Raw genomic sequence first — 26,199 nt, 5'->3', positions numbered from 1 at the left:
CTTTGAATGAGGGCCGCTGATGAATGCAGTTCGTTTCGCCGTGTCGCCGCTATTGCTTCGCGATGCCTGCACGCGTCATCACATCGCCCCACCGCGTGATCTCGCTGGTGAGCAACTCGCGCGCTTGCTCGGGCGTGCTGGCGCCGGGCGATACGTGCAGTTCACGCAGCTTCTTCACGACCTCCGGGTCCGCGAGCGCTGTATTGACTTCACGGTTGAGCCGTGCAATGACCGATGCAGGCGTGCGCGCGGGTGCGGCGAGCGAGTTCCACGATGTCACTGAATAGCCAGCAATGCCGCTTTCGATCACGGTCGGCACGTCCGGCAATGCGGGTGAGCGCTTCTCGCCCGTGACCGCCAGGACGCGCAGCGCCTTGGACGTGACTTGCGCCATCACGGGCGACAGGATCTCGACCGCGGCATCGATCTGGCCGCCGCGCAGGGCGGTGAGCACGGCGGGCGATCCATTGAAGGGCACCACCTGGAAGTCGACGTTGGCCCGGATCTTCAGCAGCTCTGCGGCCAGGTGCTGGGTGCTGCCGACATTGATGCTGCCGATGTTGAGCTTGCCGGGGTTGGCCTTCGCATACGCCAGCAGGTCGGCGGCATTGCGAAAGCGCGAGTCGGTCTTCGTGAGCAAGCCGAGTTCGAACGTGCCGAGGGTCGAGATCGGCGCGAAGTCCTTGCGTGCATCGAAGGGCAGGGTCTTGAACAGATTGGCGCTGACCGCGGTGGCGTTGGACATCAGCAGCAGCGTGTAGCCGTCAGGCGCCGCCTTGGCCACGGCATCGGACGCGACCACACCGCCGGCCCCTGGCTTGTTGTCGATGATCACGGCCTGGCCCAGCGATTGGCCCATGCGTTGGGCCACGACGCGTGCCGTCAGGTCGGCGACGCCGCCGGCACCAAAGGGCACCACGATGCGAATGGGTTGGGCCGGCCAGTTTTGCGCGTAGGCGCTCAGGGCGGGGGCGAGTGCGCTTGCGGCGGCGACCACCCAGAGCAGGCGGCGGATTCTGGATTTCATGTTGTGTCTCCTGGATCAGTTGAGCGAGTGTGGGTACTGTCAGCTATGCCGAAGAGATCAGCAATGTCAGGAAAAGACTTCTTGATATGCCGAAATGCGATAGCTCACCCTTAACATGGCCCCATGGACCTGAAGCAACTCCAATACTTCGTGCGTGTGGCTGAACTCGGCAGCTTCACGAGGGCCTCCGCAGTCCTTGACATTGCGCAGCCCGCCTTGAGTCGACAGGTGCGAATGCTGGAGGTTGAACTGCGACTCAACTTGCTGACTCGCAACGGCCGTGGCGTCACGACGACGGAAGCCGGCAGGCTGCTGCTCGAGCACGGCCGCGGCATCCTGCACCAGGTGGCGCGCATGCGCGAAGAGCTGGGTCGGGTGCACGGTGCGCTGGCGGGCCGCGTCTCGCTGGGCTTGCCACCCAGCGTTGCGAAGGCCCTCACCGTGCCTCTCACGCGTGAGTTTCGCAAGCGCCTGCCCAGTGCCGCGCTGTCGGTCAGCGAGGGGCTGTCGACCTACATGCAGGAAAGCTTGCTGACCGGTCGCCTCGACATCGCATTGCTCTACAACCCGATTCCCTCACCAGACCTCGAGATTGCGCCGCTCATGGAAGAGGAGCTTTTTCTCATCGGCCGCAGGAGCCAGAAGGCAAGTGCCAAGGAGGTGGGCGCGGCCCGCACGCTGGCAGACGTCGCGAAGCTCCCCCTGGTCATCCCGACCCGACCCAACGCGATACGCATGCATGTGGAAATGCAGATGGCGGAAATCGGTTGCCGGCCGAACATCGCGCTGGAGATCGACGGGATCACCGCCATCCTGGATCTTGTCGCCGATGGCGCGGGGTACGCCATCCTGCCGCGACATTCGCTGCGAACCTCGGACCAGCCACAGGCCTTTGTCGTTCACCCGATCGTGCAGCCAAGCCTTCGCAGCAAGCTGTCCATTGCGATCGCCGCGAACCGTCCGTCGACGCTGACCCAGAAGGCGATGGTTGAGCTGTTGCGCGACGTGACAGCGTTGGTGTTCAGCGGCGCCTTGCGCAACACGACCGCCTGACATCGATGCGGCTGACTTGCCGCGCATGAAGGGCTCGCTGCAGCGCGGACGCTACCCTGCACCTCGCCGGCATAAGCACAGCTTATGCAAACGCAACGCGCCACGACTGACAACCGATTGAAGCGTTTCGGATACTGGGCGACAGACACCAGGCCTCCGAATGACCCACACCTTTTCCCGCAGTCTTACGCCCGTCAGCGCAGTCGACAGCCACGCGCACGTGTTCCGCCACGACCTGCCGTTCGCAGACGGTCGGCGGCACTCGCCGGACTTCGATGCGCCTCTTGCCGAGTATCTCGGCCTGCTCGACGCGAACGGCGTGTCGCATGCGCTGCTGGTGCAGCCGAGCTTTCTCGGTACCGACAACACCTTCCTGCTTGCGGCCCTGCGCGCCAACCCGGACCGTTTGCGAGGCGTGGCCGTGGTCGATCCATCCGTCTCCGATGCCGAACTCCAGGCACTTGCAGGCCAGGGCGTCTGCGGAATCCGCTTGAACCTCGTCGGCGCAGCGATACCGGACCTTCGCAGCCGCGCGTGGGTCGCGTTGCTCCAGCGCGTGAAAGCCTTGAACTGGCACGTCGAGCTTCATCTCGAGCTTCCTGCGCTGCCTCCGGTGGGACAGGCCGTGATCGACAGCGGCTGCCGCCTGGTGATCGACCATTTCGGACGGCCCGGCGCTGCGGACGCCGCAGGACTCGCCTGGATGCTGAATGCGGCTGGGACGGGTCGGGTCTGGGTCAAGCTCTCCGCCGCGTATCGCAACTGGGCGCCCTCGGCAGGGCAGGCGCAAGCCACGGCGGCTGCCGCCCGGCTGCTGAAAGCGTTCGGCCCCGAGCGCCTGCTGTGGGGCAGCGACTGGCCGCACACGCAGCACCGCGACCTCGCTTCGTTTCCATCCACCTTGGCGTCATTGCATGCCTGGGTTCCCGACGCCGCCGCGCGTCAAACCATCCTCGTCGACACCCCCTGTCGCTTGTTCCAGTTTTCTTCAGGAGACAACAATGAATCGATCTAGAAATTTCAATCGCGTGCGTGTCGTCGGCGCCGCCATCGCATGGATGCTTGCATCCAGCGTTGCCATGGCCCAAGCCTGGCCCTCCAAGCCGGTCAAGCTGGTGGTGAGCTACCCGCCGGGCGGCACTGTCGATGCGGTCGCGCGCGTGATCGCACCGAGGCTGTCGGAGCGCCTGCACCAGCCCGTGGTGGTGGACAACCGCGCGGGTGCCGGGGGTGCGATCGGCGGTGAAGCGGTGGCCAGGAGCCCGGCCGACGGCTACACGCTGCTGCTCGACGCTTCCAATCACGCCCAGAACCCGGCCCTGCGCAGCAAGATGCCGTTCGACACCTTGCGCGACCTGGTGCCGGTGTCGTTGCTGGTGAAGGTGCCCAATGTCCTGGTCGTCACGCCATCCACGCCTTATCGCAGCGTGAAGGACTTGCTCGCCCAGGCCAAGGCGAAACCTGGCGAAATCAACTTCGCCTCCTCCGGCAACGGCTCGGCACAGCACCTGGCGGGCGAGCTGTTCCAGACGATGGGTGCGGTGCGCCTGACGCATGTCGCCTACAAGGGCGGCGGCCCGGCATTGACGGACGTGATGGCAGGGCAGGTGCCGGTCTTCTTCGCCAGCCTCGCGTCGAGCCTTCCGTACATCCAGAGCGAGAAGCTGCGTGCGATCGCCGTGACGGGGAAGACCCGGTCACCCGTGTTGCCCCAACTGCCGACCGTTGCGGAGTCGGGCCTGCCGGGCTATGAGGTCTACGAGTGGAACGCGATCTTCGCGCCGCGCGGCACGCCGCCGGCGGTGATCGAACGCGTCTCGACGGAGCTGGCCGCTGTCGTCCAGGAGCCGGCGGTGAAGAGCCGCCTGGAGGCCATGGGCGCCGAAGTGATCGGGTCCGGACCGGCAGAGCTCGAGCGCTTCCGTCGTGCGGAAATCGAGAAATGGGCCCGGCTCGCCAAGGACAACAAGATCAGCCTGGACTGAAGACCGATCAGGCGTCGCGGCTTGCCAGGACTGCGGCGAATGCATCCGCGAAGCCCGGCCTCGATCGCGCGCGCCACATCGCTGCGAGCTCGTATGACGGCAAGCAGGCGCCGTCTCGCACCTCGGCATAGCGCACGCCGTCGTGGTGCAGGGCGCGTACGGAGCGTGGCAGCAGGGACCAGCCCAACCCCGCTGCCACGGCGGCCAGCACCGTCAACGTGCGGTTGGCTTCCTGCACCACCGCGACCTGGTGGCCGGCGCTGCGGATCGCACTGAGCATCTCGTTGCGAAGGCCCGATACCTGCCGCTCGGGAAACCAGACCAGCCCCTGCTGCGCCAGTTCGGCGAGCGAGACACAGCCGTCGTCGGCGACTTTGAAAGCCGAAGGGAGCGCGGCGATCATGGCCTCCGCGCCGAGTTTGAGTTCGTGCACACGGGCGTTGACCGACACCGGCGGGTGGAGCAGCGCGATGTCGATGTGGCCCCGCTCCAGCGCCTCGACCTGCTCCGCATTGTTCATCTCGCGCAGGAGGAATTGAACCTCCGGATGAAGCGCCCTGAAGCGCCTCAGCGCGCGGGGCAGCACTTCGTACAACGCATGCGAGACGAAGCCGATCGTCAGTTCGCCGCCGATCCCAGTGCCGATCGCGCGGGCCCGGGCGAGCGCCACGTCGCCATAGGCCAGGCTCGCACGGATGTCATCGATGATCGCGTGACCCGCCTCGGTCAGCGTCGCGCCGCGACGCGAGCGCACGAAGAGCCGGGTGCCGATCTCGGCTTCCAGTCGGTTGATGGTCTGGGTCAGGGCCGGCTGCGCCAAGCCCAAGGTCTCTGCAGCACGCGTGAGGCTGCCGCTATCGGCGATCGCCAACACACATCGCATCTGCCGGGTGTCCATTGCGGGATTATGAGTCGAGGGTTCGCGAGCCCGGCTTGGCACGCAGGACGGTGCACCGAAGCCGGCTGGTGGACGACTGGCGACTTCCGCAACGAACCGCTTGCCTGGAGGCCGACCGACAGCAAGGGCTGCTGCGCCCGACCTACTTCGGCGTGCCCCCTGGCATGGGCTTGGGCTTTCCGGGTCGGCGCATGTCGCGCGTCTCGGCCCTGCGCTCGCCGGTCATTGCAGCCTTGTCCGTTCCGATCGCGCCGCCCTCCGCGACCTTGGGCATGTCGCTGCCACCGCGCGGGCTGATGCCTTGTGCCAGGCGCGAATCCTTGCGCACTTCTCCAGCCCGCTGTGCCTTGTCACTGGCAACGCCGGGTGTGTTGGGCGGAACCGCCACGCCCGGTGGGCTGGATTGCGCCCAGGCTCCGCCCGTCAGCGCGCCCAGCAAGGTGAGTGCATGGAACATCTTCTTCATCGTGACTCCTTCAACAGTTGAGCGCCGTCAGCGCCAGTGCGAATGCACTCTGCTGGTACGCAAGGGGCACGGGTTTGGATGTGTGGCGGCGTTGGCGCGGCAGGAGGGATGCAGTTGATGCACGCGCTCGATGGCCTCGCCGTGCCCACGGGCATCACGAATACGCCGGCAGCCGCTTCGCAGCGGTTGGCGATGGACCTATCGGCCGCCTTTCATGAGCTTGCTTGAAAGCCCGCTCGGCTACCGCCTCAGGAACATCCTCACCGAGACGAGTGCATTGCTCGCAGGAAAGCCGCGCGCGCGGCACCTTGCCACCGCGCCTGAAGATCCGCTGCTGCGCGTGCAGCGGTCCGAACCCTCAGCGTCTGTCGACAGGCTCCAGCGTCCAGAGATATTCGCTGTTCTCATAGAAATGCAGGTACCAACTCCGATTACCTGGCGCGATGGTGGTCAGGTAGTTCTCATGGTCATAGCACGGCACCAGGCACTGTCCGCTGCCGCCGGTTGCCCATCCGAACTCGTATGCGCTCTGGATGCCGACGCGGTCACCGAAATGGACCGGGCCTGGCTTGTCCTTCACGAGGATCCAGGTCTGGCGCGTGCTGTTGTCGCCTTCCATGTAGTCGTTGAAATAGTAGGCGTCGGTGGAGTCCTTCCATGCGCCCAGCACGTTGTAGGCGCCGAGCCCGCTCTCGGCGGCGACCAGCCTCGTCTTCGCGCCGGGGATTGCCTGGACGCCACCCGCGTACGGGCGATCTTCGGCATTCTCGAAATAGAACTCGGTGCGCTTCGCGGCGGGCGCCATATTGCTCAGGATCGGAAAGAACTCGCTGATGTTCGGATCGGCGGCGACTGTCGAGAACGGCAAGACGTAGTGTTCCGCAAATCCGGCGACATACCGGCCCTTGTGATCCTTCAGCCAGAAGCGATCGTGGTACGCGAGAGGTTCGCCGTTCGCGTGTGACTTGAGGAAGCGGACCGCCTTCTCGTCGCGCCGTGCGGTCTTCAAGGAAGGCACGCCGTCGAAGGTCGGTGCCTTCGCGGTACGGCTGCCGAAATCCGGGATGTTCTTCTCCAAGCCACGCCATTTGAGGATGGTCGCGATGAGCGACGTGTGATCGTAGGGCGCTTCTGTTTTCGACCTGAACACGGTGCCCTTCTCGATCCACGGCGACACCAGGATGGCGGGTACGCGACCGCCATACCGGCGAAAGTCGAAACTCGATTCCTGCTTGATTTGCGAAGACCCGTCGCCCCAGGGCGGTATCGCCGCGGGCGGCGGCACGTGGTCGAACGAGCCGACGGGTTCGTCGAAGGTGAGGACGAACAGGGTCTTTTCCCAAGCGGCCCGGTTCGCGATCAGGCTGTCGTAGATGTCCTTGACCAGGTTCTCCGCGGCATCGAGGTTGCCGGGCGGGTGGTAGTCCCGGCCCTGGTGGAAGAGCACGCTCTGGATGCCCAGCGTGGAGCCGAAGCCGCCGCCGGTGCCGGCGTGGGCGATCGTCCATTCGGGTTGCAGGTAGGAGAAGTGCGGCAGTTTTCCGGCGCGCGCCAGCGTGTGGAAGTCGTCGAGTTTCGCGAAGTGGGAGTCCGCATTCGCGACGCGAAGGATCTCCGGGAAAAGGCGGTGGGTGTAGTCGGACACCACGTCCGGAGAGCTCAGCTCCTTGAGGTATTGCGCGTGGTCCGCGCTGATGGCCGCGAGGATCACTTGCCCGAGCGCAAGCAGGGGTGCCCTTGCCGCAAACCCGATCTCCGCCGCGATGCTGCCGCCCGTGGCAAGTTGGATGGCGTTGTAGATGTTGCTCGGAAGATAGCCGCTCTGGTAGAACACCTTCCACGTCGAATGGGCCTCCTCCAGCGCGTTGAAGATCGTCTTCGATTCGAAGCGGTCGTCGCCGATCAGGTATCCGAAGGCGTTCTCGATGGGGGCCGCGCGCGAATCCTTCTCCAGGAAGCCGTTGTTGACCAGGCCCATCGAGGTGCCGCACATCGCGAAAGCGCGGTTGGGGTTCGTCTGCGACGGCACCGACGAGAACCACATGTCAGAGACGGCGTAGTGCTCCGCCAATCCATTGATGACGGGCAACTGATCGGGCGTGAAGCTCTGCATCACGTGGGAGGCGTAGCGCCCGACAGCATCTTCCGGAAAGGCAAGGTGTCGCAGCACATTCGTGTAGTCGCGCACATAGCCTTTCATGCTGGCCTTGCGCGAGCGCGTCCATGCCATGAGCACGAGGTCCTCGTTGGCGCTGCCCTGGAGTTCGCCCGCCGGAATGGAGAAGGTGTTCGCCAGCCACGCGATCACGGTGTTGCGATGCTCGTCGTCGGTATGCGACTTGAGCCACGGCACGTCGCGGATCTTCGCGTCTCGCAGGAGCGCGACGATGGCCAGCTTGCCGGCCAGGTCGTCGGCGGGCGGACCATTCAGGGGCCGGCTGTCGGGGAAGGCCGAGAAGTAGGCCTGGCCCTGGGTGCTGTGGTCGGCCAGCGTGGCACTCAGCGCCTCGTGCACCTGCGCGGGCGACATGCCCTTCACGGCGTCGTGGGTGCGCCATCTGCCTGCCGCCAGCACGCCGCCCGGCGTGATCTGGATGGGCGGTGCGAAGGTCATCTCGAACGGCCATTCGTACAACTGCGTGGCGACCTGCGCGAAGTTCTCGCCCGGCGCAATGTTGGGGACGTTGAGCCCCTGCGCGCCGCGGGTCGGCCTGACCTTGATCCGCCCGGTCGCATCGACGTTCTCGAATGCGCCCAGATCGAGACCTTGCAGGCCTTCGTAGGCGCGCAGTCCCTGCCGAAGCGGCGGCACGTGCCGGGCCGGATGGCCTTTCTCGTAGAGCCAGCCCAGCAGACTGTCGAACGATCGGTTCTCCATCATCAGCAGCACAACGTGTTCGATCTGCTGCATGGGCCGGCCCGATGTGCCTGCGGCGCCGGTGGCCACGACGCGGGTCACGAGCTTGTCGGCGTAGTTCGCGACCCACATGCAGGTGCCGTCGAAGACCATGACGGCGGCGCTGGACACGCGGTCGATCGTCTCCACGACCTCGCCGGAGGCGGCATCCAGCTTTGTGATGACGCCTCGGGCCTGGTCGGCGGCCCAGATGCAGTGGCCGTCAAAGGCGATTTCCTGGGGACTGTTGCCGGCAGGGCGTTCCCAGACCACCGCGCCGGTGTCGACAGCGAGCTTGGTCACGATGCCCCGGCCCGTTCCCGAAACCCAGACATGGGTGCCGTCGCAGACCAGGCCGCCCGACGACTCGGCGACCCGATAGGTGCCGACCACGGCGCCCGTGGCCGCCATGAGCTTGGTCACGCTCTCGCCGAATTCGCTGGTGACCCAGATGTGCGTCCCGTCGAACGCCAGAGCCGAGGGCCGCTCGCCGGTGGGATAGGTGCCGACCAGTTCGCCGGAGCGCGTCAGCAGCTTCGACACGCTGCTGTGGCGGTAGTTCACCGCCCAGACGTTGGTTCCGTCGGCGGTGATCGCGGACGGTTGATCGTCGGAGGCCAAGGCATACGCATACTTGCCGACCACCTCGCCGGTCTCGATCGACAGCTTGAGCAAGCCGTCGGCCGACAGGACAACCATGTCGGTACCGTCGAAGGCCAGCCCTGACGGTGCGAGGACAGGATAGGTGCCCATGGTCACGGCCGTGGCGGCCTGTATCCGCATCACGTTGTTGCTGGCCCAGTTGGCCACCCAGACGCAGGCGCCGTCGAAAGCCAGGGCACTCGGATTGACTCCGGCCCGTATCGTGATCTTTTCCGTCATCTCGATTCCCCTCTGGTTGCGCAGGAAGATGTGCAACATCGACGTGGGCCGCTGCCTGGCAGGGGCTCGCGTCGATGGGGCGGGACCGGGAGGCGATGCTCTCGGAAGGACGTGTCGCGCGGCATATTGGCATGGGAGGCTCGCGCTTGTCCATGACAAGTTGCATGCGGCGCGATGCACTTGTCTTCCGTGATATGCCCGAGGAATTAGCCTGTGCCGTACGCTTTCACCGGCGTTCATGCGACATGCCGGCCAGCTTCGTTCTTGCACTTGCGCGCGCCGCGCTCGCAGTGATGATCCCGTCGAGCGTCGTCTCGACTTCGCGCCACACGTCGGACGCATCGTTGAACGCGCCGAGTTGCGCGAAGGGTGCCAGGCCGCGTCGCTTCAGTCTGGACAAACAGCGCTACTTCTTTGTCAGCAGCAGTTGTCCCATTTTCTGAAGCCTGTCCTTGAGGCCGCCTGCGATGACGCGCAGGACACCAGGCAGTTCGATTTCAATCGTTACCGTGGCATCGAGGACCTGGATGACGCCGGCGATAGCCTGGCCCAGCGCCTCGACGCTGAAGATGAGCCGGTCCCCGTCCCAGCGCTCGCTGAGGGCCCCGCTGCTGACAGGCAGGACGTTGATGATCTTCGAGAAACCGCCTTCGATGCGACGACGTGCCTCGGCGCGGCCGAGCTGATGTGGAATGCTGATGATGATGGGCGCTGCCATATGCATAGAGTGCAGCGAATTGCCGCATTGGGCAAGAGGCTGCAGGGGCACGGTGCAGCTCCGCAGTCCCGCGCACGCGCGCATGCCTGTGATCTAATCGCATGACTACATTCGGTTTGTAGACAATAAGGGAATGGGCATGCCGATCAAGAAACCAGAACCCGGCGCGGCGCGGGCCGAAGCGCCACCAGCGCGCGCCAAGAAGGCCGCGAGCCGCCAATTGCAGACGCTGCCGGAGCAGATCGCCGAGCACATCTTCAATGCCATTGCAAGCGGTGAATACGCGCCGGGCGATCGCATTCGCGAAGAGTCGCTGGCCGAGGAATTCGAGGTCAGCCGCGGGCCGGTGCGCGAGGCCTTGCGAATTCTCGAGAGTGACTCGGTGGTGCGCATCCTGCCCAATCGGGGGGCGCATGTCACGCAGCTGTCCATCAAGGAGGTCGGCGACATCTTCGAGATTCGCCGCACGCTGTCGGGCGCCATGGTCGCCCGGCTCAGCGCCGAGGAGGCGGTCGCGGTGGCGGCGAGCCTGGATGCGGACATCAAGGCGCTGGATGCACTGGCGCAGGACCCCAACGCTGACGGCACAGCCTACTTCGACACTTCGTTTCGCCTGGGCCGGGTGTTGCGCGACAACTGCGGCAATGAGCGCATGGCGGAGATCCTGTCGTCGCTGTCGCGGCAGACCCTGCGCTACACCCAGTTGGGCCTGGCCACGCCGGCCCGGCGCAAGGAATCGGCGCGCAATTGGCGGGCCATGCAAAAGGCACTGAAGGCGGGCAACGTGGAAGCTGCCGCCGAGTCTGTGGAAAAGCTCATCGAGGATTCGAAGCGCGAAGCGGTCCGGCAGCTCCAGGCGCGCGAAGCGGGCGAAGGCGCATGACAAACCCACCCCGAATGCGCCTGCGGCGCCGGGGCGGCCGCCAGAGGCGGCTGCTCTTGCGGGCCGTCCAAGCCTGCGCAGGCAGGCTTGGAGCCGCGGCCCTCAGCCCTCAAGTGGGCGCACCCGGCGGCCCGGCAGAGCCGGATCCGCGAGTGCCCACGCACAGGCATTGCTCGCCCTCGTTTCATGCGTCGCGGGGGCACACGATAGCGTGATGCACAGCTGACATGAACCGCGCCTTTGCTTGAGGTCACTCAGGCTTGAAGTCGATGGCCTTCAGTACGGCGCCGATGCGCTCGTAGTCGGCGTGCAGCGACTTCGTCAATTCGTCCGGCGTGCGCGGCTGGCCGGGTGCCAGGCCGAATTCCGTCAGGCGATCCCGCATGGCCGGTTGCGCCATGACTTTCATGGCGGCTTCGCGCAAGCGGTTTTGCGCGGCAGCCGGCACGTCCGGGGTCAACCACAGGCCGACCCACGCCAGCGCCTCCAACTGCGGGTAGCCCAGTTCCGTGAAGGTCGGCACGTTGGGCAGGTTCGGGGAGCGCTGCGGCAGGCTCACCGCATAGGGCACGATCTTGCCGGACTTGACCAGCGGAACGGCGTTGGGAATGCCGGCAAACATCAGCGGCACGTGCCCGCCCATCACGTCCACCAGCGCGGGTGGCGTGCCCTTGTAGGCGACGTGCGACATGTCGATGCCGGCCGCCTTGTTGAGCTGCAGCCCCATCACATGCGACACGGTCCCGGCGCTGTAGCTGGCGTAGCTCACCTTGCCGGGGTTGGCCTTCACGTAGGTGATCAGCTCGGGCAGGTTCCTGGCCGGCAGCGATGGATTTCCCACCAGCACGAGGCCGCCGCGCGCGAGTTCGGCGATGGGCTTGACCTCCTTGGCCATGTCGTAGCGCAGCTTGATGATGTGCGGGATCTCGCTGACCAGTGCGTCGAGCGTGACGACCATCGTGTTGCCGTCGCGGGGCGCCTGCATCAGGTCATTGACGGCCACCGCGCCGCCGCCTCCGGGCTTGGCCTCCACGATCACGGAGCGGTCGAGTTCACGCTGCAAGCCTTCGGCCAGCAAGCGTGCCACCACGTCGAGGGTGCCGCCGGGCGGACCGGCCGCAATGATGCGCATCGCCTTGTCGGGCGTTGATTGCGCGAAAGCGAGGGGCGCTGCAATCAGTGCGAGCGCGGTGGCCAGGGTGCGCCAGGTTTTCATTTCAAGCATGGATGCTCCAGAAGATGGGATGTGGGAAGCGTGTCGATGCCGACGCGCTGAAGAAGGTCGTCAGGCGTTCATCGCGATTCGGTGTCCAGCACCATCACCATGTACGCCGACATCACGAGGCCCCCGGCCTGCATCAGGCAGTTGCGCGCGCCTGGCACCTGGCGGTCGCCGCAGTCGCCGCGCAGCTGGCGCACCGACTCGATCATCAGCGGCATGCCGAACATGCCGCCGTGGTTGAAGGACAGCCCGCCGCCGGAGGTGTTCATGGGGAAAGCGCCGCCCGGCGCAATGCGACCGCCTTGCACGAAGGCGCCGCTTTCGCCGCGCTCGCAGAAGCCCAGTTCCTCCAGGCCGACCAGCACGCCGATGGTGAAGGCGTCGTAGATCTGCACGAGGTCGATGTCGGAACGGGTCATGTCGGCGCGTTGCAGCGCCAGGCGGCCCATCTTCGCGAGCACGCCGTTGTCGAGCCAGTCGTCGGTGCCGAAGGGCGTGGCGTGCTGGATGTATTGCTCGGCAAAGCCCTGGACGAGCACCGGCTTGCGGGGCAGGTCGCGTGCGTGGTCGGCGCGCACCAGCACGACGGCGCCGGCGCTGTCGGTCACCTGGCAGATGTCGAGCTTGCGCAGCGGGTCGGCCACCATCGGCGAGGCGAGGTAGTCGTCCATTGTGAGCGGACCTTGTGCGATCGCGTTGGGGTTGAGCTGGGCCCAGCGCCGTGCGGCCAGCGCGACTTCGCCCAGGTCTTCGGCGCGCGTGCCATGGCGGTGCTTGTGCAACTGCGCCTGCATGGCATAGAAGCCGATCGGGCTCAGCATGCCGTAGGGCAGCACGAACTGGCCGCTGGGCATGCGCGCGTCCTGCATCGTGCCGCCGCGCGAGCGGCTGCGGTCCAGGCGTTGCGTGCTGCCGTAGCTGATCAGCGCGACATTGCACAAGCCCGCTTCCATCGCCGCCATGGCATGGGCGATGTGCGTGAGGTTCGACTGGCCGCCGACCACGGTGCTGTCGACGTAGCTCGGCGTGAGGCCCATGTACTCCGTCACGAGCAGGCCGGCCGCGCGGTCGTCCCAGTGTGCGAACACGCCGTCGATGTCGGAAGGCTTCAAGCCCGCGTCCAAGATGGCTTGGCGCGCCGCCTCGCATTGCAGCGACAAGGCCGTGTCGCCGGCCTGTGCCTTGCCCATGCCCGCCTCGCCGATGCCGGCGATCGCATAGCGACCACCCAGTGCTTTGGGATCCATGTGCATTCCCTTCAAGCCGACAACGGTGCGGACGTGAGCTTGGCGCGCACATCCTTCTTCAGCACCTTGCCCACCGGGCTGCGCGGCAGGATGGGCCAGAACTCCACCTGCTTGGGCGTCTTGAGGCTGCCGAAGCGCTTCTTGCACATCTCGATGATCTCCTCGGCCGTCGCGCTGCTGCCGGGCTTGAGTTCGATCACGGCCGTGAGGCGCTCGCCCCAGTCGGCGTCGGGAATGCCGACCACGGCGCAGTCCTGCACGGCGGGGTGGCCCCAGATCACCTGCTCGATTTCGCTCGGATAGATGTTGAAGCCGCCGGAGATCACCATGTCCTTCTTGCGGTCGACCACGTAGAGGTAGCCGTTGTCGTCGAACACGCCGATGTCGCCGGTGTGATGCCAGCCGAAGGCGCGTGCGGCCACGGTGGCTTCGGGGTTGTTGTAGTAGCCGGGCGAGACGAGGTCGCCACGCGCGACGATCTCGCCGCGTTCGCCGGTGGGCACGATGTTGCCGTCGTCGTCCATCAGCGCCACTTCGCAGGCGCCCGAGGGGCGGCCGGCGGATGCGAGGTGCTTGTCGAGTTCGGGGTCGTTGTGCACGCAGTGGTCCTTGCGCGACAGGCAGGTGATGACGCCAGGCACTTCCGATTGGCCATAGGACTGCATGAACACCTGGCCCCAGCGCGCGATGCCCTCGCGCAGCTTGTCGACAGACATGGGCGCGGCGCCGTACATCACGTATTCGAGCGACGAGCAATCGCGCGTGGCCACATCGGGATGCGCCAGCAGGCGATAGATCATCGTCGGCGGCAGGAAGATGTGCGTCACGCGTTCGCGCTCGATCGCCTCCAGGATCACGCCGGGATCGGCCGATGCCGCGATGACATTGCGCGTGCCGAAGCGCGACAGCGCGACCATGGTGGCGCCCGCGGCGTGCGTCAGCGGTGCGACGACCAGGTGCACCGGGTCTTTCTTCGGTGGCGTGAACTGGTTGGTGATGCGATAGGCCGTTTCCAGCGAGCGGTGGCTTTGCATGATCGCCTTCGGCCGTCCGGTGGTGCCGCCGGAGGATTTGATGAGGGCGATGTCATCCGGTCCGCGCCGCACGTCGACCCGTTGGCCCGCGAAGTCTGCCAACCATTGCGTGACGGAGGCACCACCGGCTTCCAGCGGCTCGGTCAGCCCGATGACGCGCTTGAGTGAGGGGATTTCCGCCTTCATCCGTTCGAGGTGCGGCGTGTACTGCGAATGGCAGACCAGCACCGCTATCTCGCAGAACTTCGCGAACCAGATGATGTCCTCGATGGGGTCGCGTGCATTGAGCGGCACATAGACCGCGCCGCTGCGCATCACGCCGAGCATGGCCGGCAACACCATCGGGTGGTTGGGCGAGAGCACGGCCACGTGCGTGCCCGGTTGCACATCGCGCACCAGCGCGGCAGCGACGGCGTGCGATGCGTCGGCGGCCTGGGCATAGCTCATCTGCATGCCGCCGCCCTGGACGAAGGTGCGCTCGGGGAACGCCGTGGCGCCGGCGTCGAAGGAATCGATGATCATCTTGTCTCCGGGATCTCTTGGGTTTGTGGGGCAGCCGTGGCGCCGCCCGTGAGCCTGAACATCGGCAGCGCGATGTCGTCGGCGATGTTCTCGAAGCACACCTCCACGGGCGCGCCGATGGCCAGTTGCTGGAGGTCCGGGCCGACGATGCCCGCCAGCATGCGGACGCCCTCGTCGAGTTCGACCATGCCGATGGCATAGGGCACGCGCGATTCGAAGGCAGGATGCGCCGCGACGTGGCACACCGTGTACGTGTAGACGCGGCCCTTGCCGCTGGCCTGCACCCATTCGATTTCGGTCGTCAGGCAGGTGGTGCAGAAGCGGCGCGGATAGAACTGGTGGCGCTGGCAGGCGGGACAGTACTGCACCTTGAGGCGGCCTTCGAGGGCCGACTGCCAATAGTGCGTGGTCTCGGCGGTGGGGATGGGAAGCGGGCGTTGCAGCGTGGCGGTCACGGTCGTGCTCCTTCAGTTCGCGCAGAGCGAGAAGCTGGCGCCCGACAGGCGCACCTGCGACTTGCGCTTCGATCGGGCCAAGCCCGACACGAGGTCGACCACCGGGTGATGCAGGCTGTAGGTGTCGTCCGTGGCGGTCGGCTTCAGCGCGTTGATCTTCTCGTCGCCGTACATGTAGCGCAAGAGCAGTTCGTCGTCGCCGATGTCCTTGTAGCGCTGGCGCAGGCCGGGCAGCACGGGCTCGATCACGGGTGGCTGCATGGCCACGTCCTTCGAGCCGTTGGCGATGACCTTGTCCTTGACGTTGCCGTCGACTGGCAGCGGCAGGTCGCCGAAATAGCCGCAGACGTACTTCTTGACCTCGTCGGGCACGACCTTGTAGCGCTCGCCGTTGAGCACGTTCATCACCGCCTGCGCGCCGACGATCGCGGGGTAGGGCGTGACCATGATGGGCGAGCCCAGTTCCACGCGCACGCGGCCGATTTCTTCCAGCACCTGGGGCATCTTGTCGGACATGCCGGCGAGCTTGAGCTGCGATTCGAGGTTGCTCATGGCGCCGCCCGCGTACTGTGTGATGTAGTGGCTGGGCTCGTACTCGGCGGGCACGCCGACCGGCTGGTTTTCACGTTCGGCCAGCGCGCTGAAGTAGTCACCGACCTCGTCGAGCAGGCGGTCGTCGACCTTGACGTCGAAGCCGATCTCGCGCAGGTTGCGGGCGATCATCTGGGCGGCGGGCAGCGAGTTGCCGTTGGCGAGCGGATCGACGGCGGTGAGGATGCTGTCGGCGCCGTGCACTGCGGCCTCGATGGCCAGCAACGGTCCCAGGCCGGTCAGGCAGTGGGTGTTGAACTCCAGCTTGGCGCGGTTGCCGATGGCCGCCTTGATGGCCGGGATCAGCGTGCGTACACGCTCCAGCGTCAGGATGCCCGCCGCGTCTGCCAGCGTGACGGTCTGCGCGCCAAAACGCTCGACCGCCTCGCGTGCCTTGCCGGCATACAGCGCGTCGTCATAGCCGGGGGCGATGTTGTAGCCGAGCAGGTAGGTGATGTTGGCGCCAAGCCGCTTCGCCACGCCGATGGCCGGGGCGAGGTTGTCCGAGCACATCAGCGCGTCGAAGATGCCGATGTCGCGTACCCCGTTGGCGATCTGCCGCTCGACGAACAGTTCGGTGATGTCATCGGCCACCGGAAAGAAGCCGCGCATCAGGTTGCTGCGGATGGCCGCGCGCAGGGGCGTGCGCGGCATGCGTTGGCGCAGTTGGCGGATGCGCTCGAAGGGGTCCTGGTTCAGGAACAGCACGCTTGCATCGAACTGCACCAGCGCAATCGCCTGGATCGACAGGAAGCCGGCGCGGTCCATGCGTTCGGCGATGGGCAGCATGTGCTCGGTGCGCATGCGCGTGGCCCACAGGCATTGCTGGCCGTCGCGCAGGGTGTCGTCGGTCAGGTGGACGGTGCGGCGCTTGCCGGTGCGCGTGGTTTCGGCCGCGACGAGCTGTTTGAGATGGTCGAGCATGGCTTTCAGCCCTCCGTGCCTTGAAGTTGAACCGCCACGCCGGGGCCTGTGACCTCGAGTTGGGCATAGCGCGCCGCACGCTTGGTGAGACCGGCGATGAGTGCGTCCGTCGGGGTGGTCTGGACGTAGCGAAGGGCGTCGGTCGATGCCGGCGCGGGGTGGGTGTCAGGTTCGACACCACAGACCATCGCGGTCACGAGTGCGGCGTCGCTGGCTGTGGGGTAGGCCGTGCGCAGCAGTTCGACCCACGGCGATTCCGTTTGGGGCAAAGCACCCACGCGACGGGCGAGCCCGGCATCGACGCTGCCGGGCGCGGCACCGTAGACCTGCTGCAGTGCGCGGCGCACGCCCGGCCGCAGTTCGGCGTGGCGCGGCATGCCCTGCAGATGCATCAGCGCCTGCTCCGCGATGGGCTGTGCAAAGGGGGCCAGCATCGGCGGCGAACCGAGGTCGGTGCGGATGCGCGCGCATTCGTTGGCGAAGGCGTGCAGCTTGTGCATCAGGCCTGATGCGGCGAGTTGGCGCATGCAGTGCGCGGCGATGTCGCCCGGCAACTGGTGTGCGTAGGGCGCGAGGTCGAAGACCCACGCGCGACCGGCTTCAAAGCCGTGGCGGTCCGCGATGCTGGTGAGCAGCTTGTCGGCTTCGCGCACCGCGTGCAGGCGTTGTTCGGTCACCGGGCATCCGGTCTTGAGCAAGCGCAGCGATTTCAGCAGCGTGCCCAGCGCGGGTGTCGAGGCGCCGTTGGCCAGTGGCGCAAAGGCCGTGTCGAGCCCGTCGATGCCGATGCGCACCGCTTCGAGCGCGATCATCGGGCCGAGCGCCGTCTGGCAGCGCAGGTGCAGGTCGAGCGGCGTGGCGCCCAGCCCTGCGCGCAGGGCGGGCAGCAAGCTCGCGAGGCGGTCGGCGGCCAGCAGGCTGGACTCGTCGCGCAGCATCACGCGACTGGCGCCTGCGGTGGCCAATCCCTTGGCCTGCGCACGCAGTTCCTCATCATTCAGCGCTCCGCTGAAGGGCAGGGCGGCGATGGCGGTCAGGCCCATCGACGTGGCGGACTTCAGCACTGGCGAGATGCGATCCATCTGCATCAGCGGGTCGATGACGAGGACTTCGTTGACGCCGCGTTGGGAGAGCTCGGCGAGCCACAGGGTGGCCATGTCGGTCGACACCACGTCGGCGCCGCGCTTGCCGTGCGAGGTCAGGAGCGAGAGCGATGCGCGCAGCGCGACGGCGGGGCAGCGCTCGCGCAGCAGTTCGATGCGCTGCCACGGGTTTTCGCCGCGGGCCACGCATTGCTGCATCGTGGCATTGGAGGTCACCTCGATGGCGGCGGGTTGGGCGGCGGCCAGTTGGCTGGCGGCGGCCAGCGCCATGGGCGTGGTCATCGCGCCGGCCCAGCGTGCGCTTTGGCCGTCGGTCAGGCTGACGTCGGTATGGCGGATGGTGCGTTCTGTCATGGCTGCGCCTCTGCCGATGCTTGCGCAAGCTTGGCAGCCTGCGCCGCCGCCTTCTGCGCCGCCTTGCGCTCGGGCAGGAAAGTCTCTTCGACCCAGCGCGTTGTGACCTTGCCCTGGATGAAGTCCTCATGCGCGAGCACGGAGTCGTGGAACGAAGCCGTGGTCGTCGGCCCCTCGACACGCAGCCCGCCCAGCGCCTGGCGCATGCGCGCGATGGCCTGCTCGCGCGTGGCGGCATGCACGATCAGCTTGCCGAGCAGCGAGTCGTAATAAGGCGGCACGGTGTAGCCGGCATAGCAGTGCGAGTCGACGCGGATGCCCTCGCCCGAAGGCACCTCCCACGCCGAGATCAGTCCCGGCCGCGGCAGGAAGTTGCGCTCCGGGTCTTCGGCGTTGATGCGGCATTCGATGGCGTGGCCTTGCAGTTGGACTTCGGCCTGCGTGAACGAGAGCGGCAGGCCGCCCGCCACGCGGATCTGCTCGGCCACCAGGTCGAAGCCGGTGATCATTTCCGTCACCGGGTGCTCGACCTGGATGCGGGTGTTCATCTCGAGGAAGAAGTAGCGGTTGTCTCGCTGGTCGACGACGAATTCGATGGTGCCGGCGCCGCAATAGTTGGCATTGCGCGTGAGGCTCACCGCGCATTCGCCCATGGCCTGGCGCATGGCCGGGTCGACTGCCGGGGAGGGCGCTTCCTCGATGAGCTTCTGGTGGCGGCGCTGCGTGGAGCATTCGCGCTCGCCGAGGTAGACCACGTTGCCGTGCGAGTCGGCCATCACCTGGATCTCGATGTGGCGCGCGTGCTCGATGAACTTCTCCATGTAGAGCGTGTCGTCGCCGAAGGCGGACTTCGCCTCGTTGGCGGCCGAACTCATCAGCGATTCGAGTTCGCTTTCATCGCGCACGATGCGCATGCCGCGCCCGCCACCGCCGGCGGTCGCCTTGATGAGCACCGGATAGCCGATCTCGGCGCCGGCGCGCTTCGCGTGCGCCACGTCGGCCAGCGCGCCCGTGCCAGGCACCCGCGGCACGCCGGCCTTTTGTGCCAGGCCCACGGCCGTGATCTTGTCGCCCATGGCGTCGATCGACTCGGCCGAGGGACCGACGAACACCAGGCCCGCTTCGACGCAGGAACGCACGAAGGAGGAACGTTCGGAAAGAAAGCCATAGCCGGGGTGCACCGCGTCGCAACCCGTGCGCAGGGCCGCTTCGACGATCTTGTCGGCGCGCAGGTAGCTTTCGGCCGCCAGCGGCGGGCCGAGCACCACCACTTCGTCGGCCATCTTCGCGGCAAGGGTTTCGGTATCGGCTTCGGAAACGCCCACCACCGCCTCGATGCCGAGCGTGCGGCAGGCGCGGATCACGCGCACGGCGATCTCGCCGCGATTGGCCACGAACACGCGGCGGATGTCGCGCTTGGCGACGGGGATCGTTGCAGTCGTGTTCATGGTCAGGCTCCCTTCGAAGGCTTGATGAGCATCAGGATCTGGTCGTGGGTCACGGGCTTGCCGTTGCCCACCAGGATGCGTTCGACCGTGCCCGCCACGTCGGACTTGACCGTGTTGAACATCTTCATGACTTCGACCAGGCAGACCGTGTCGCCGGCCTGGACAACTGCGCCGACGGCCACGAATTCGGGCTGGTCGGGGCTCGGCCGCAGATAGAAGGTGCCGACCATCGGGGCGCGCACGGCGAGCAGGCCTTCCGGTACTTCGGTGAGCGCTTCTTCTGCTGCTGCTGTTTCTGTTGTTACGACTGCTTGCGCTGCTTCGGTGGAGGCGGTGCGGGCTGCCAGGGCTTGCCCAGCCCGTTCGCGGGTGAAGGCAGAGGCGCCGGGCTTGCGGGCATGAAGTTCGAACTCCCCCACGGTCACGTCCAGCGATTCGAGGTGTTCGGCGCTGTCGAGGATCTCGAGGATGCGACGTACGTCGGAATAGGAAAGAGGCACGGTTTTATCTCCGGTTGCGGCGGGAGTGTCCGCCTTGTCTGCGCAGCTGTCTTGCTGCAGTGAACGGATTAGATCATGCGAATATTAGGATTGTCAACAATCATAATGTCGATTACAGTACGTCCATCCCGACACGAAGTCGGGCATTTCAAAAAGGAAATCGACATGACGACACAGACGACGATTCGCTCCGACATCACTGGAACCGTGTGGAAGATCGTGGTGGAAGACGGGGCCACGCTGCAGGCCGACGACACCATCATGGTTCTCGAATCCATGAAGATGGAGATCCCGGTCCTCGCCCCCGAAGATGGGCGCGTGATCAAGCTCTTGATTGCCGAGGGCGCGCCGGTGCGCGAGGGGCAGGAGATCGCGATCTTTGAAGAGGCTTGAGCGCCGTGCCGGACATGAGTGTTTCCGAGGGTGCGGCAAAGCTGATGACGCTGCCCGAGCAGATCGCCGAGCGCATCTTTGCGGCGGTCGTCAACGGCGAGTACGCGCCGGGCGATCGCATCCGCGAGGAAATGCTGGCCGAGCAGTTTGATGTGAGCCGCGGGCCGGTGCGCGAAGCGCTGCGCATCCTCGAGAAAGACTCGGTCGTGCGCATCCTCCCCAACCGGGGCGCCCACGTCACGCAGTTGTCGGTCAAGGAGGTCAGCGACATCTTCGAGATCCGTCGCCAGCTGGTGAGCGCCATGGTGCGCGGCATGGCCAGTCCGGACGACAGGTTGATGGCCTGGATCGACGGCAAGGTCGGCGAACTCGAAGTGCTCGCCAGGACGCCGGACACGGGCGACGACTACCTCTCCATCAGCTACCGGCTCAGCCGCATGCTGGCTGAGAACTCGGGCAACGAGCGCCTGGCTGAAATCCTGACCTCCCTGGCGCGGCAGACGCGGCGCTACTCGAAGCTGGGCCTGGCCACCGCCACACGCCGCCGTGAATCGGCACGCCTGTGGCGCGCCACGGCCGATGCGATGAAGGCGGGAGACATCGACCGCGCCGCCGCGGCCATCGAACAAATGATCGACGCGTCCGAGCGCGAAGCCGTCCGGCAATTGCAGCCGAGGAGAACGGCCAGCCGCCCATCGACCCGCACGACCGGGTCCGCTGCATCCGCAGCGAACGACCACCCCACACAGGACATCCATCCATGAGTTCCACACGAATCGCAGGCCACGCCCTCTCCTGGGCCGCCGGTCAGTTTCGCGACTGCACGGCGGTCGTGTTCCGTGACCGCAGCTTCACTTACACGCAGATCGAGCGGCGCAGCAACCAGTTGGCCAATGTGCTGATCGGGCTGGGTCGCCGCCCCGGCGAACGACTGGCCGTGCTGCTCAACAACTCGGTCGAAAGCATCGAGGCGCAGTTCGGCGCCGAAAAAGCCGCGCAGGGCTACGTTGCCCTCAACGCGCGCCACACCGTGCACGAGCAGGCGGCGATCCTGAACGACGCCGAGGCCTCGGTGCTCATCGCCGGGCCCGAGTTCCGCGACTCGGTGATGAAGGTGCGGCTGCAGGTGCCGTCGTTGCGCGTCGTGATCGGCGTGGGTTGGCAGGATGCCAGCGTGCTCGATTACGACGCGCTGCTGGCGCGCGCTTCCGACCGGGCGCCGCACCTCACGGTGCCGGCGGACCTGCTGCTGCGCATCGCCTACACCTCGGGCACCACCGGCAAGCCCAAGGGCGTGGCCTACAGCATCGAGCGCTGGGAAGCCCGCCTTGCCAATCATTTCGCCGCGATGGAATACGGACTGGGCATCGATGACGCGATGCTGCATGTCGGCCCGCTCACGCACGCCGCCGGCGTGCACCTGCTGCCGTGCTACCTGCGCGGCGCAAGGAACATCGTCGCGGACAAGTTCGATGCCGAGCAGGTGCTGGCGCAGATCGGCAGCGAACGCATCAGCCAGTTGATGATGGTGCCGACGATGATGGGCCGCTTGCTCGAAGCGGTGGCTGCCAACCCCGGCGCGGACCTGTCTTCCCTGAACCGCGTGCACTACGGCACGGCGCCGACGCCGACGAGCATGGTGCACGAAGCGCTCGAACGCCTCGGCCCCATCCTTCGCCAGCAATACGGCATGACGGAAGCAGTGCAGCCCTTGTGCGTGCTCTATCCGCACGACCACCTGCAAGACGGCAAGCCGTCGCACCGCATCACCTCTTGCGGGCGCCCGACGATGGACGTCGAGATCACCGTGCGCGGTGCCGATGGCCGACCGGTGGCACAGGGCGAAGTCGGCGAGATCGCGATCGCCCACCGCGGCATCGGCGAAGTCGCCTTCTGGCGCCGCCCGGACCTCGAAAGCGAATCGATCCGCCATGGCTGGTACTACAGCGGCGACCTCGGCCGTTTCGACGAGGAAGGCTTCCTCTACATCGTGGGCCGGAACAAGGACATGATGATCAGCGGCGGCTTCAACGTCTATGCACGTGAAGTCGAAGACGCGCTGCACGCGCACCCGGCCGTCGCCGAGGTCGCCGTGCTCGGCCTGCCCGACACCGAATGGGGCGAAGTCATCGCCGCCTTCGTGGTGCGCCGCCCCGGCGAAAGCATCGATGCCGCGGCGCTCGCCCGGCACAGCGGCGAACTGATCGCCGGCTACAAGAAACCACGCGTGATCGAGTTCGTCGACGCGCTGCCGCGCAACCACGCCGGCAAGGTGACCAAGAACGACCTGCGCGATGCGTACCTCGCGCGCCATCCTGAAGGAGCCCTTTCCAAATGAACACCACACTCACATCCGCACCCGTCGCCAACACAGTCCAAGAGGGGGACTGGGCCGAAGACCTGCAGGAGCTCAACGAGCGCCGCGCCATCGCGAATGCGCTGGGCGGCGAAGAGCAGGTCGCCAAGCACCATGCGCTGGGCAAGCTCACGGCGCGCGAGCGCATCGAGCATCTGCTCGACGCCGGCAGCTTCGGCGAGATCGGCGCGCTGGCTGGCGCTGTCAAGTACGGCGCGGACCGCAAGCGCGCGAGCTTCACGCCAAGCAATGCGGTGGTCGGCATCGGCAAGATCGATTCAAGGCGCACCGTGGTGGCGGCCGACGACTTCACGATCCGCGGCGGTTCCTCCGAAGGCTCGGTGTCGGAAAAGTGGATCTACGCCGACCGCTACGCCTGGGAATACAAGCTGCCGCTCGTTCGCATGATCGACAGCGCCGGCGGCAGCGTGAAGCTGCTCGACAAGCTCGGCCACACCAAGATCCCCGGCTACCCGATGCTGCCGATGACGCAACTGTTGGGCGTGGTGCCCGTGGTCGGCATCGCGCTCGGCGCCTGCGCCGGCCTGGGGGCGGTCCGCGTGGGCGCATCGCACCTGGCCATCATGATCCGCGGCAAGAGCCAGATCTTCGCGGGCGGCCCGCCGGTCGTGAAGCAGGCGCTGGGCATCGACATCGACAAGGAATCGCTCGGCGGCTATGAGCAGATGCACCGCTACAGCGGCGCGGTCGGCCTGGCCGTCGACACGGAAGAAGATGCGTTGAAGGCGACGCGCCGCTTTCTCTCCTACCTGCCAGCCAACGTGTGGGAGCGCCCGCCGGTGGTGTCTTGCACCGATCCGGTCGATCGCTGCGACCCGTGGCTCAACAAGGCGATCCCGGCGGACAAGCGCAAGGTCTTCAACCCGCGCAAGATCCTGAAGTCCATCTTTGACGAAGGCTCGGTCTTCGAGATGTCGCCGGACTTCGGCGGCTCGACCATCACCTGCTTCGCGCGCCTGAAGGGCCACGCAGTCGGCGTGTTGACCAACAACCCCATGATCATGGGCGGCGCGCTGACGCGTTCGGCGGCCCTCAAGATGGCGCGCTTCGTCGACCTGTGCGACACCTTCCACTTGCCCATCGTCAACCTGGCCGACCAGCCGGGCGTGATGACCGGCGCCGATGCCGAGCGCGAAGGCACCATCTCGGCGGCACTGCAGGCGATGCATGCGATCGAGCAATCGGGCGTGCCGTGGCTCGCCATCGTGCTGCGTCGTTGCGTCGGCCTGGCCGGCGCGATGCTGAGCCCCTTGCACGGGCCGTCGGGCACCTCGCTGCCGAACCGCTATGCATGGCCGTCCGCGCGCTGGGGTTCGATCCCGGTCGAAGGGGGTGTGGCCGCGGCGTACAAGAAGGACATCGCCGCTGCCGAAGATCCGGTCGCGCACCGCCTCGACCTGGAGGCGCACTACCACGCGATCTCTTCCCCGATGCGCACCGCCGAACGGTTCGGCGTGCTGGACATCATCGAGCCGGCATCCACGCGGCCCTTGTTGTGCGCCTGGGTGGAGGACGCCTACCAGGCCACCGGCCGCCGCCTCGGCCCGGTCGGCCGCACGATGCGCTGATACGAAAGGAATCCAGATGAACGCCGCACTGATTGCACCCATGATTGAACCCACCGCCCCCGCCGCCCCGTCGAAAGGGTCCGGCACCTACGAAGACCAACGCGTCGAACTCGATTCGCGCGTCCATACCGCACTCGCCATGGGCGGCGAAGCCAAGCTCGCGAAACGCCGCGCCAGCGGCCACCTGAACGCCCGCGAGCGCATCGAGCAACTGTTGGACGATGGCTCCTTCAACGAGTCCGGCATGCTGGCCGTCTCGGTGGTGCCGGGTGATCGCGAATCCTCGCCGGCCGACGCCAAGATCACCGGCACCGGCCGCATCGAAGGGCGCCGCGTGGCCGTGGTGTCGAACGACATGACGGTGATGGGCGCATCGTCCTCCGCCATCAACATGCGCAAGATCGCCCGCCTCAAGGAGACGGCCACGCGCAACGGCATGCCGCTCATCTTCCTCGGCGAATCGAGCGGCTCGCGCGTGCCCGACAGCCTCGGCGCCGAGGCGATGGCCGGCGCCGGGCAGGACCCGCAGCAGTATTGCCGCCGCCGCGAGATCCCGTGGGTCAGCGCGGTGCTGGGGCCGTGCCTCGGTTCATCGACCTGGTACACCTGCCTGTCGGACTTCGTGGTCATGCGCAAGGGTGCGTTCCTCGCGGTGTCGAGTGCGCGTGTCACTTCGCTGGCCATCGGCGAAGCCGTGGATCCCGAAGAACTCGGCGGCTGGAAACTGCACGCCGAGCAAACCGGCCTCGTGGACGTGGTCGTCAACAGCGACGAGGAAGCGCTCGCGGCGATCCGCCGCTTTCTCAGCTACCTCCCTTCAAATTCGGGGGCAAAGGCGCCCAGCCTGCCCGCTACCGCGGCGGTTGCGCCCGACGCCGACAAGCTGCTCGAACTCGTGCCCTCCGCCCGCAGCAAGACCTACGACATGCGCAAGGTCATCGCCGGCATCGTCGACGAAGGCAGCTTCTTCAACCTGAAGGACCGCTTCGGCCGCGCCGCCGTCACCGGCCTCGCACGCCTGGACGGCGAGAGCGTCGGCATCGTCGCGTCGAATCCGATGTTCAAGGGCGGCGCCATGGACCCGGACGCCTGCCGCAAGGTGACGTCCTTCCTGGTGATGTGCGACTCCTTCAACATCCCGGTCATCTTCCTGGTCGACACGCCCGGCTTCCTGGTCGGCATCGAAGGCGAGCGCAAGGCCGCGCCGGCGCACATCATGAACATGATCCACGCGGTGCAGCTGTGCAGCGTGCCCAAGCTGTCGGTGATCCTGCGCAAGAGCTTCGGGCAGGCGTACATCAACATGGGTGGGGGTCGCAACAGCGACGAGACGGCGGCCTGGACCAGTGCCGACGTCAGCTTCATGGATCCGCACATCGGCGTGAGCGTGCTCCATGGCATCCAGCGTGAAGATGCGCCAGACCACTTCGACCGGCTCAAGGCCGAGCTCTCGCGCGACACCTCGGCCTACGCACTGGCCGGCGCCTTTGGCGTGCAGTCCGTGATCGCGCCGCAGCAAACCCGTGAATGGCTCATCGATGCGATGGCCACCCACCGCCGCGACCGCAACGGCGGCATCGGGCAGCACGACATGCGCTCGTGGCCGACCTATATCTGAAATGAAGCCCACCCCCGCAGCGCCTGCGGCGCACC

At 66.5% G+C, this 26,199-nt stretch carries 23 protein-coding genes; 9 read left to right on the top strand and 14 right to left on the bottom strand.

What is annotated here, in order from left to right; genetic code table 11:
• Positions 1–49: 49 nt before the first annotated feature.
• On the bottom strand, positions 50–1,027 hold the full coding sequence (locus WKW82_RS05470; protein ID WP_340341235.1) for a Bug family tripartite tricarboxylate transporter substrate binding protein: 978 nt from the start codon (positions 1,025–1,027) through the stop codon (positions 50–52).
• Between the two features lie 123 nt (positions 1,028–1,150).
• On the opposite strand from WKW82_RS05470, the gene WKW82_RS05465 reads away from it, so the two are divergent.
• From WKW82_RS05465 to WKW82_RS05455, 3 genes are all read left to right on the top strand, one after another.
• Positions 1,151–2,080: a LysR substrate-binding domain-containing protein gene (locus WKW82_RS05465; protein ID WP_340341234.1), complete on the top strand. Its 930-nt coding sequence runs from the start codon at positions 1,151–1,153 to the stop codon at positions 2,078–2,080.
• A 160-nt stretch (positions 2,081–2,240) separates the two neighbouring features.
• A complete protein-coding gene (locus WKW82_RS05460; RefSeq protein ID WP_340341233.1) occupies positions 2,241–3,095 on the top strand; it encodes an amidohydrolase family protein in 855 nt (284 codons plus the stop codon).
• Positions 3,082–4,065: a tripartite tricarboxylate transporter substrate binding protein gene (locus WKW82_RS05455; protein ID WP_340341232.1), complete on the top strand. Its 984-nt coding sequence runs from the start codon at positions 3,082–3,084 to the stop codon at positions 4,063–4,065. The genes WKW82_RS05460 and WKW82_RS05455 overlap by 14 nt, the downstream gene beginning before the upstream one ends.
• Positions 4,066–4,072: 7 nt before the next feature.
• On the opposite strand, the gene WKW82_RS05450 is transcribed toward WKW82_RS05455, so the two are convergent.
• From WKW82_RS05450 to WKW82_RS05430, 5 genes are all read right to left on the bottom strand, one after another.
• Entirely contained in the window at positions 4,073–4,963 is an 891-nt protein-coding gene (locus WKW82_RS05450) for a LysR family transcriptional regulator (RefSeq protein ID WP_340341231.1), read from the bottom strand.
• Between the two features lie 142 nt (positions 4,964–5,105).
• A complete protein-coding gene (locus tag WKW82_RS05445) occupies positions 5,106–5,429 on the bottom strand; it encodes a cell envelope biogenesis protein TolA (protein WP_340341230.1) in 324 nt (107 codons plus the stop codon).
• Between the two features lie 358 nt (positions 5,430–5,787).
• Positions 5,788–9,207, bottom strand: coding sequence for an alkaline phosphatase family protein (locus tag WKW82_RS05440; protein WP_340341229.1), 3,420 nt, complete (start codon positions 9,205–9,207; stop codon positions 5,788–5,790).
• A gap of 226 nt (positions 9,208–9,433) precedes the next feature.
• Complete coding sequence (locus WKW82_RS05435; protein ID WP_340341228.1) at positions 9,434–9,607, bottom strand: hypothetical protein; 174 nt, start codon at positions 9,605–9,607, stop codon at positions 9,434–9,436.
• Positions 9,608–9,613: 6 nt separating this feature from the next.
• Positions 9,614–9,976 (bottom strand): polyhydroxyalkanoic acid system family protein, encoded by a 363-nt coding sequence (locus WKW82_RS05430; protein WP_340341227.1) that lies wholly within the window; start codon positions 9,974–9,976, stop codon positions 9,614–9,616.
• An 88-nt stretch (positions 9,977–10,064) separates the two neighbouring features.
• Here WKW82_RS05430 and WKW82_RS05425 point away from each other — a divergent pair, with 88 nt between their 5' ends.
• Complete coding sequence (locus WKW82_RS05425) at positions 10,065–10,808, top strand: GntR family transcriptional regulator (protein WP_340341226.1); 744 nt, start codon at positions 10,065–10,067, stop codon at positions 10,806–10,808.
• Positions 10,809–11,058: 250 nt separating this feature from the next.
• On the opposite strand, the gene WKW82_RS05420 is transcribed toward WKW82_RS05425, so the two are convergent.
• The 8 genes from WKW82_RS05420 to accB form a co-directional block, all read right to left on the bottom strand.
• Entirely contained in the window at positions 11,059–12,033 is a 975-nt protein-coding gene (locus WKW82_RS05420) for a Bug family tripartite tricarboxylate transporter substrate binding protein (RefSeq protein WP_340341225.1), read from the bottom strand.
• Between the two features lie 68 nt (positions 12,034–12,101).
• Positions 12,102–13,277: a thiolase C-terminal domain-containing protein gene (locus WKW82_RS05415; RefSeq protein WP_340341224.1), complete on the bottom strand. Its 1,176-nt coding sequence runs from the start codon at positions 13,275–13,277 to the stop codon at positions 12,102–12,104.
• Positions 13,278–13,288: 11 nt separating this feature from the next.
• Positions 13,289–14,833, bottom strand: coding sequence for an AMP-binding protein (locus tag WKW82_RS05410; RefSeq protein ID WP_340341223.1), 1,545 nt, complete (start codon positions 14,831–14,833; stop codon positions 13,289–13,291).
• Positions 14,830–15,288: a Zn-ribbon domain-containing OB-fold protein gene (locus tag WKW82_RS05405; RefSeq protein ID WP_340341222.1), complete on the bottom strand. Its 459-nt coding sequence runs from the start codon at positions 15,286–15,288 to the stop codon at positions 14,830–14,832. The genes WKW82_RS05410 and WKW82_RS05405 overlap by 4 nt, the downstream gene beginning before the upstream one ends.
• 12 nt (positions 15,289–15,300) lie before the next feature.
• Positions 15,301–16,803, bottom strand: a complete 1,503-nt coding sequence (locus WKW82_RS05400) for a carboxylase (protein ID WP_340341221.1) — start codon at positions 16,801–16,803, stop codon at positions 15,301–15,303.
• A 5-nt stretch (positions 16,804–16,808) separates the two neighbouring features.
• Positions 16,809–18,260 (bottom strand): acetyl-CoA carboxylase biotin carboxylase subunit family protein, encoded by a 1,452-nt coding sequence (locus tag WKW82_RS05395; RefSeq protein ID WP_340341220.1) that lies wholly within the window; start codon positions 18,258–18,260, stop codon positions 16,809–16,811.
• The gene (gene accC, locus WKW82_RS05390) at positions 18,257–19,708 is read right to left on the bottom strand and encodes an acetyl-CoA carboxylase biotin carboxylase subunit (RefSeq protein WP_340341219.1); all 1,452 of its coding nucleotides are present in this window, start codon (positions 19,706–19,708) and stop codon (positions 18,257–18,259) included. The genes WKW82_RS05395 and accC overlap by 4 nt, the downstream gene beginning before the upstream one ends.
• A gap of 2 nt (positions 19,709–19,710) precedes the next feature.
• On the bottom strand, positions 19,711–20,208 hold the full coding sequence (gene accB / locus WKW82_RS05385; RefSeq protein ID WP_340341218.1) for an acetyl-CoA carboxylase biotin carboxyl carrier protein: 498 nt from the start codon (positions 20,206–20,208) through the stop codon (positions 19,711–19,713).
• Positions 20,209–20,373: 165 nt separating this feature from the next.
• On the opposite strand from accB, the gene WKW82_RS05380 reads away from it, so the two are divergent.
• The 5 genes from WKW82_RS05380 to WKW82_RS05360 are packed head-to-tail and all read left to right on the top strand — an operon-like array spanning position 20,374 to position 26,164.
• On the top strand, positions 20,374–20,601 hold the full coding sequence (locus WKW82_RS05380; RefSeq protein ID WP_340341217.1) for a biotin/lipoyl-binding carrier protein: 228 nt from the start codon (positions 20,374–20,376) through the stop codon (positions 20,599–20,601).
• Between the two features lie 14 nt (positions 20,602–20,615).
• A complete protein-coding gene (locus WKW82_RS05375) occupies positions 20,616–21,365 on the top strand; it encodes a GntR family transcriptional regulator (protein ID WP_340341216.1) in 750 nt (249 codons plus the stop codon).
• Entirely contained in the window at positions 21,362–22,939 is a 1,578-nt protein-coding gene (locus WKW82_RS05370) for a class I adenylate-forming enzyme family protein (protein WP_340341215.1), read from the top strand. Before WKW82_RS05375 ends, WKW82_RS05370 begins: the two co-directional genes overlap by 4 nt.
• On the top strand, positions 22,936–24,546 hold the full coding sequence (locus WKW82_RS05365; RefSeq protein WP_340341214.1) for an acyl-CoA carboxylase subunit beta: 1,611 nt from the start codon (positions 22,936–22,938) through the stop codon (positions 24,544–24,546). Before WKW82_RS05370 ends, WKW82_RS05365 begins: the two co-directional genes overlap by 4 nt.
• 16 nt (positions 24,547–24,562) lie before the next feature.
• Positions 24,563–26,164: an acyl-CoA carboxylase subunit beta gene (locus WKW82_RS05360; protein WP_340341213.1), complete on the top strand. Its 1,602-nt coding sequence runs from the start codon at positions 24,563–24,565 to the stop codon at positions 26,162–26,164.
• Positions 26,165–26,199: the final 35 nt, after the last annotated feature.

It is taken from the genome of Variovorax rhizosphaerae, from assembly GCF_037889975.1.
In the GTDB taxonomy this organism is placed as follows: domain Bacteria; phylum Pseudomonadota; class Gammaproteobacteria; order Burkholderiales; family Burkholderiaceae_C; genus Variovorax; species Variovorax rhizosphaerae.
This window is presented reverse-complemented; position numbering and strand designations above follow the sequence as displayed.

Bases quoted from the DNA above. Each gene is read 5' to 3' on its own strand.
- WKW82_RS05470 (WP_340341235.1), bottom strand. From the start codon at position 1,027: ATGAAATCCAGAATCCGCCGCCTGCTCTGGGTGGTCGCCGCCGCAAGC.
- WKW82_RS05465 (WP_340341234.1), top strand. From the start codon at position 1,151: ATGGACCTGAAGCAACTCCAATACTTCGTGCGTGTGGCTGAACTCGGC.
- WKW82_RS05460 (WP_340341233.1), top strand. From the start codon at position 2,241: ATGACCCACACCTTTTCCCGCAGTCTTACGCCCGTCAGCGCAGTCGAC.
- WKW82_RS05455 (WP_340341232.1), top strand. From the start codon at position 3,082: ATGAATCGATCTAGAAATTTCAATCGCGTGCGTGTCGTCGGCGCCGCC.
- WKW82_RS05450 (WP_340341231.1), bottom strand. From the start codon at position 4,963: ATGGACACCCGGCAGATGCGATGTGTGTTGGCGATCGCCGATAGCGGC.
- WKW82_RS05445 (WP_340341230.1), bottom strand. From the start codon at position 5,429: ATGAAGAAGATGTTCCATGCACTCACCTTGCTGGGCGCGCTGACGGGC.
- WKW82_RS05440 (WP_340341229.1), bottom strand. From the start codon at position 9,207: ATGACGGAAAAGATCACGATACGGGCCGGAGTCAATCCGAGTGCCCTG.
- WKW82_RS05425 (WP_340341226.1), top strand. From the start codon at position 10,065: ATGCCGATCAAGAAACCAGAACCCGGCGCGGCGCGGGCCGAAGCGCCA.
- WKW82_RS05420 (WP_340341225.1), bottom strand. From the start codon at position 12,033: ATGCTTGAAATGAAAACCTGGCGCACCCTGGCCACCGCGCTCGCACTG.
- WKW82_RS05415 (WP_340341224.1), bottom strand. From the start codon at position 13,277: ATGGATCCCAAAGCACTGGGTGGTCGCTATGCGATCGCCGGCATCGGC.
- WKW82_RS05410 (WP_340341223.1), bottom strand. From the start codon at position 14,833: ATGATCATCGATTCCTTCGACGCCGGCGCCACGGCGTTCCCCGAGCGC.
- WKW82_RS05400 (WP_340341221.1), bottom strand. From the start codon at position 16,803: ATGCTCGACCATCTCAAACAGCTCGTCGCGGCCGAAACCACGCGCACC.
- WKW82_RS05395 (WP_340341220.1), bottom strand. From the start codon at position 18,260: ATGACAGAACGCACCATCCGCCATACCGACGTCAGCCTGACCGACGGC.
- accC (WP_340341219.1), bottom strand. From the start codon at position 19,708: ATGAACACGACTGCAACGATCCCCGTCGCCAAGCGCGACATCCGCCGC.
- WKW82_RS05380 (WP_340341217.1), top strand. From the start codon at position 20,374: ATGACGACACAGACGACGATTCGCTCCGACATCACTGGAACCGTGTGG.
- WKW82_RS05375 (WP_340341216.1), top strand. From the start codon at position 20,616: ATGAGTGTTTCCGAGGGTGCGGCAAAGCTGATGACGCTGCCCGAGCAG.
- WKW82_RS05370 (WP_340341215.1), top strand. From the start codon at position 21,362: ATGAGTTCCACACGAATCGCAGGCCACGCCCTCTCCTGGGCCGCCGGT.
- WKW82_RS05365 (WP_340341214.1), top strand. From the start codon at position 22,936: ATGAACACCACACTCACATCCGCACCCGTCGCCAACACAGTCCAAGAG.
- WKW82_RS05360 (WP_340341213.1), top strand. From the start codon at position 24,563: ATGAACGCCGCACTGATTGCACCCATGATTGAACCCACCGCCCCCGCC.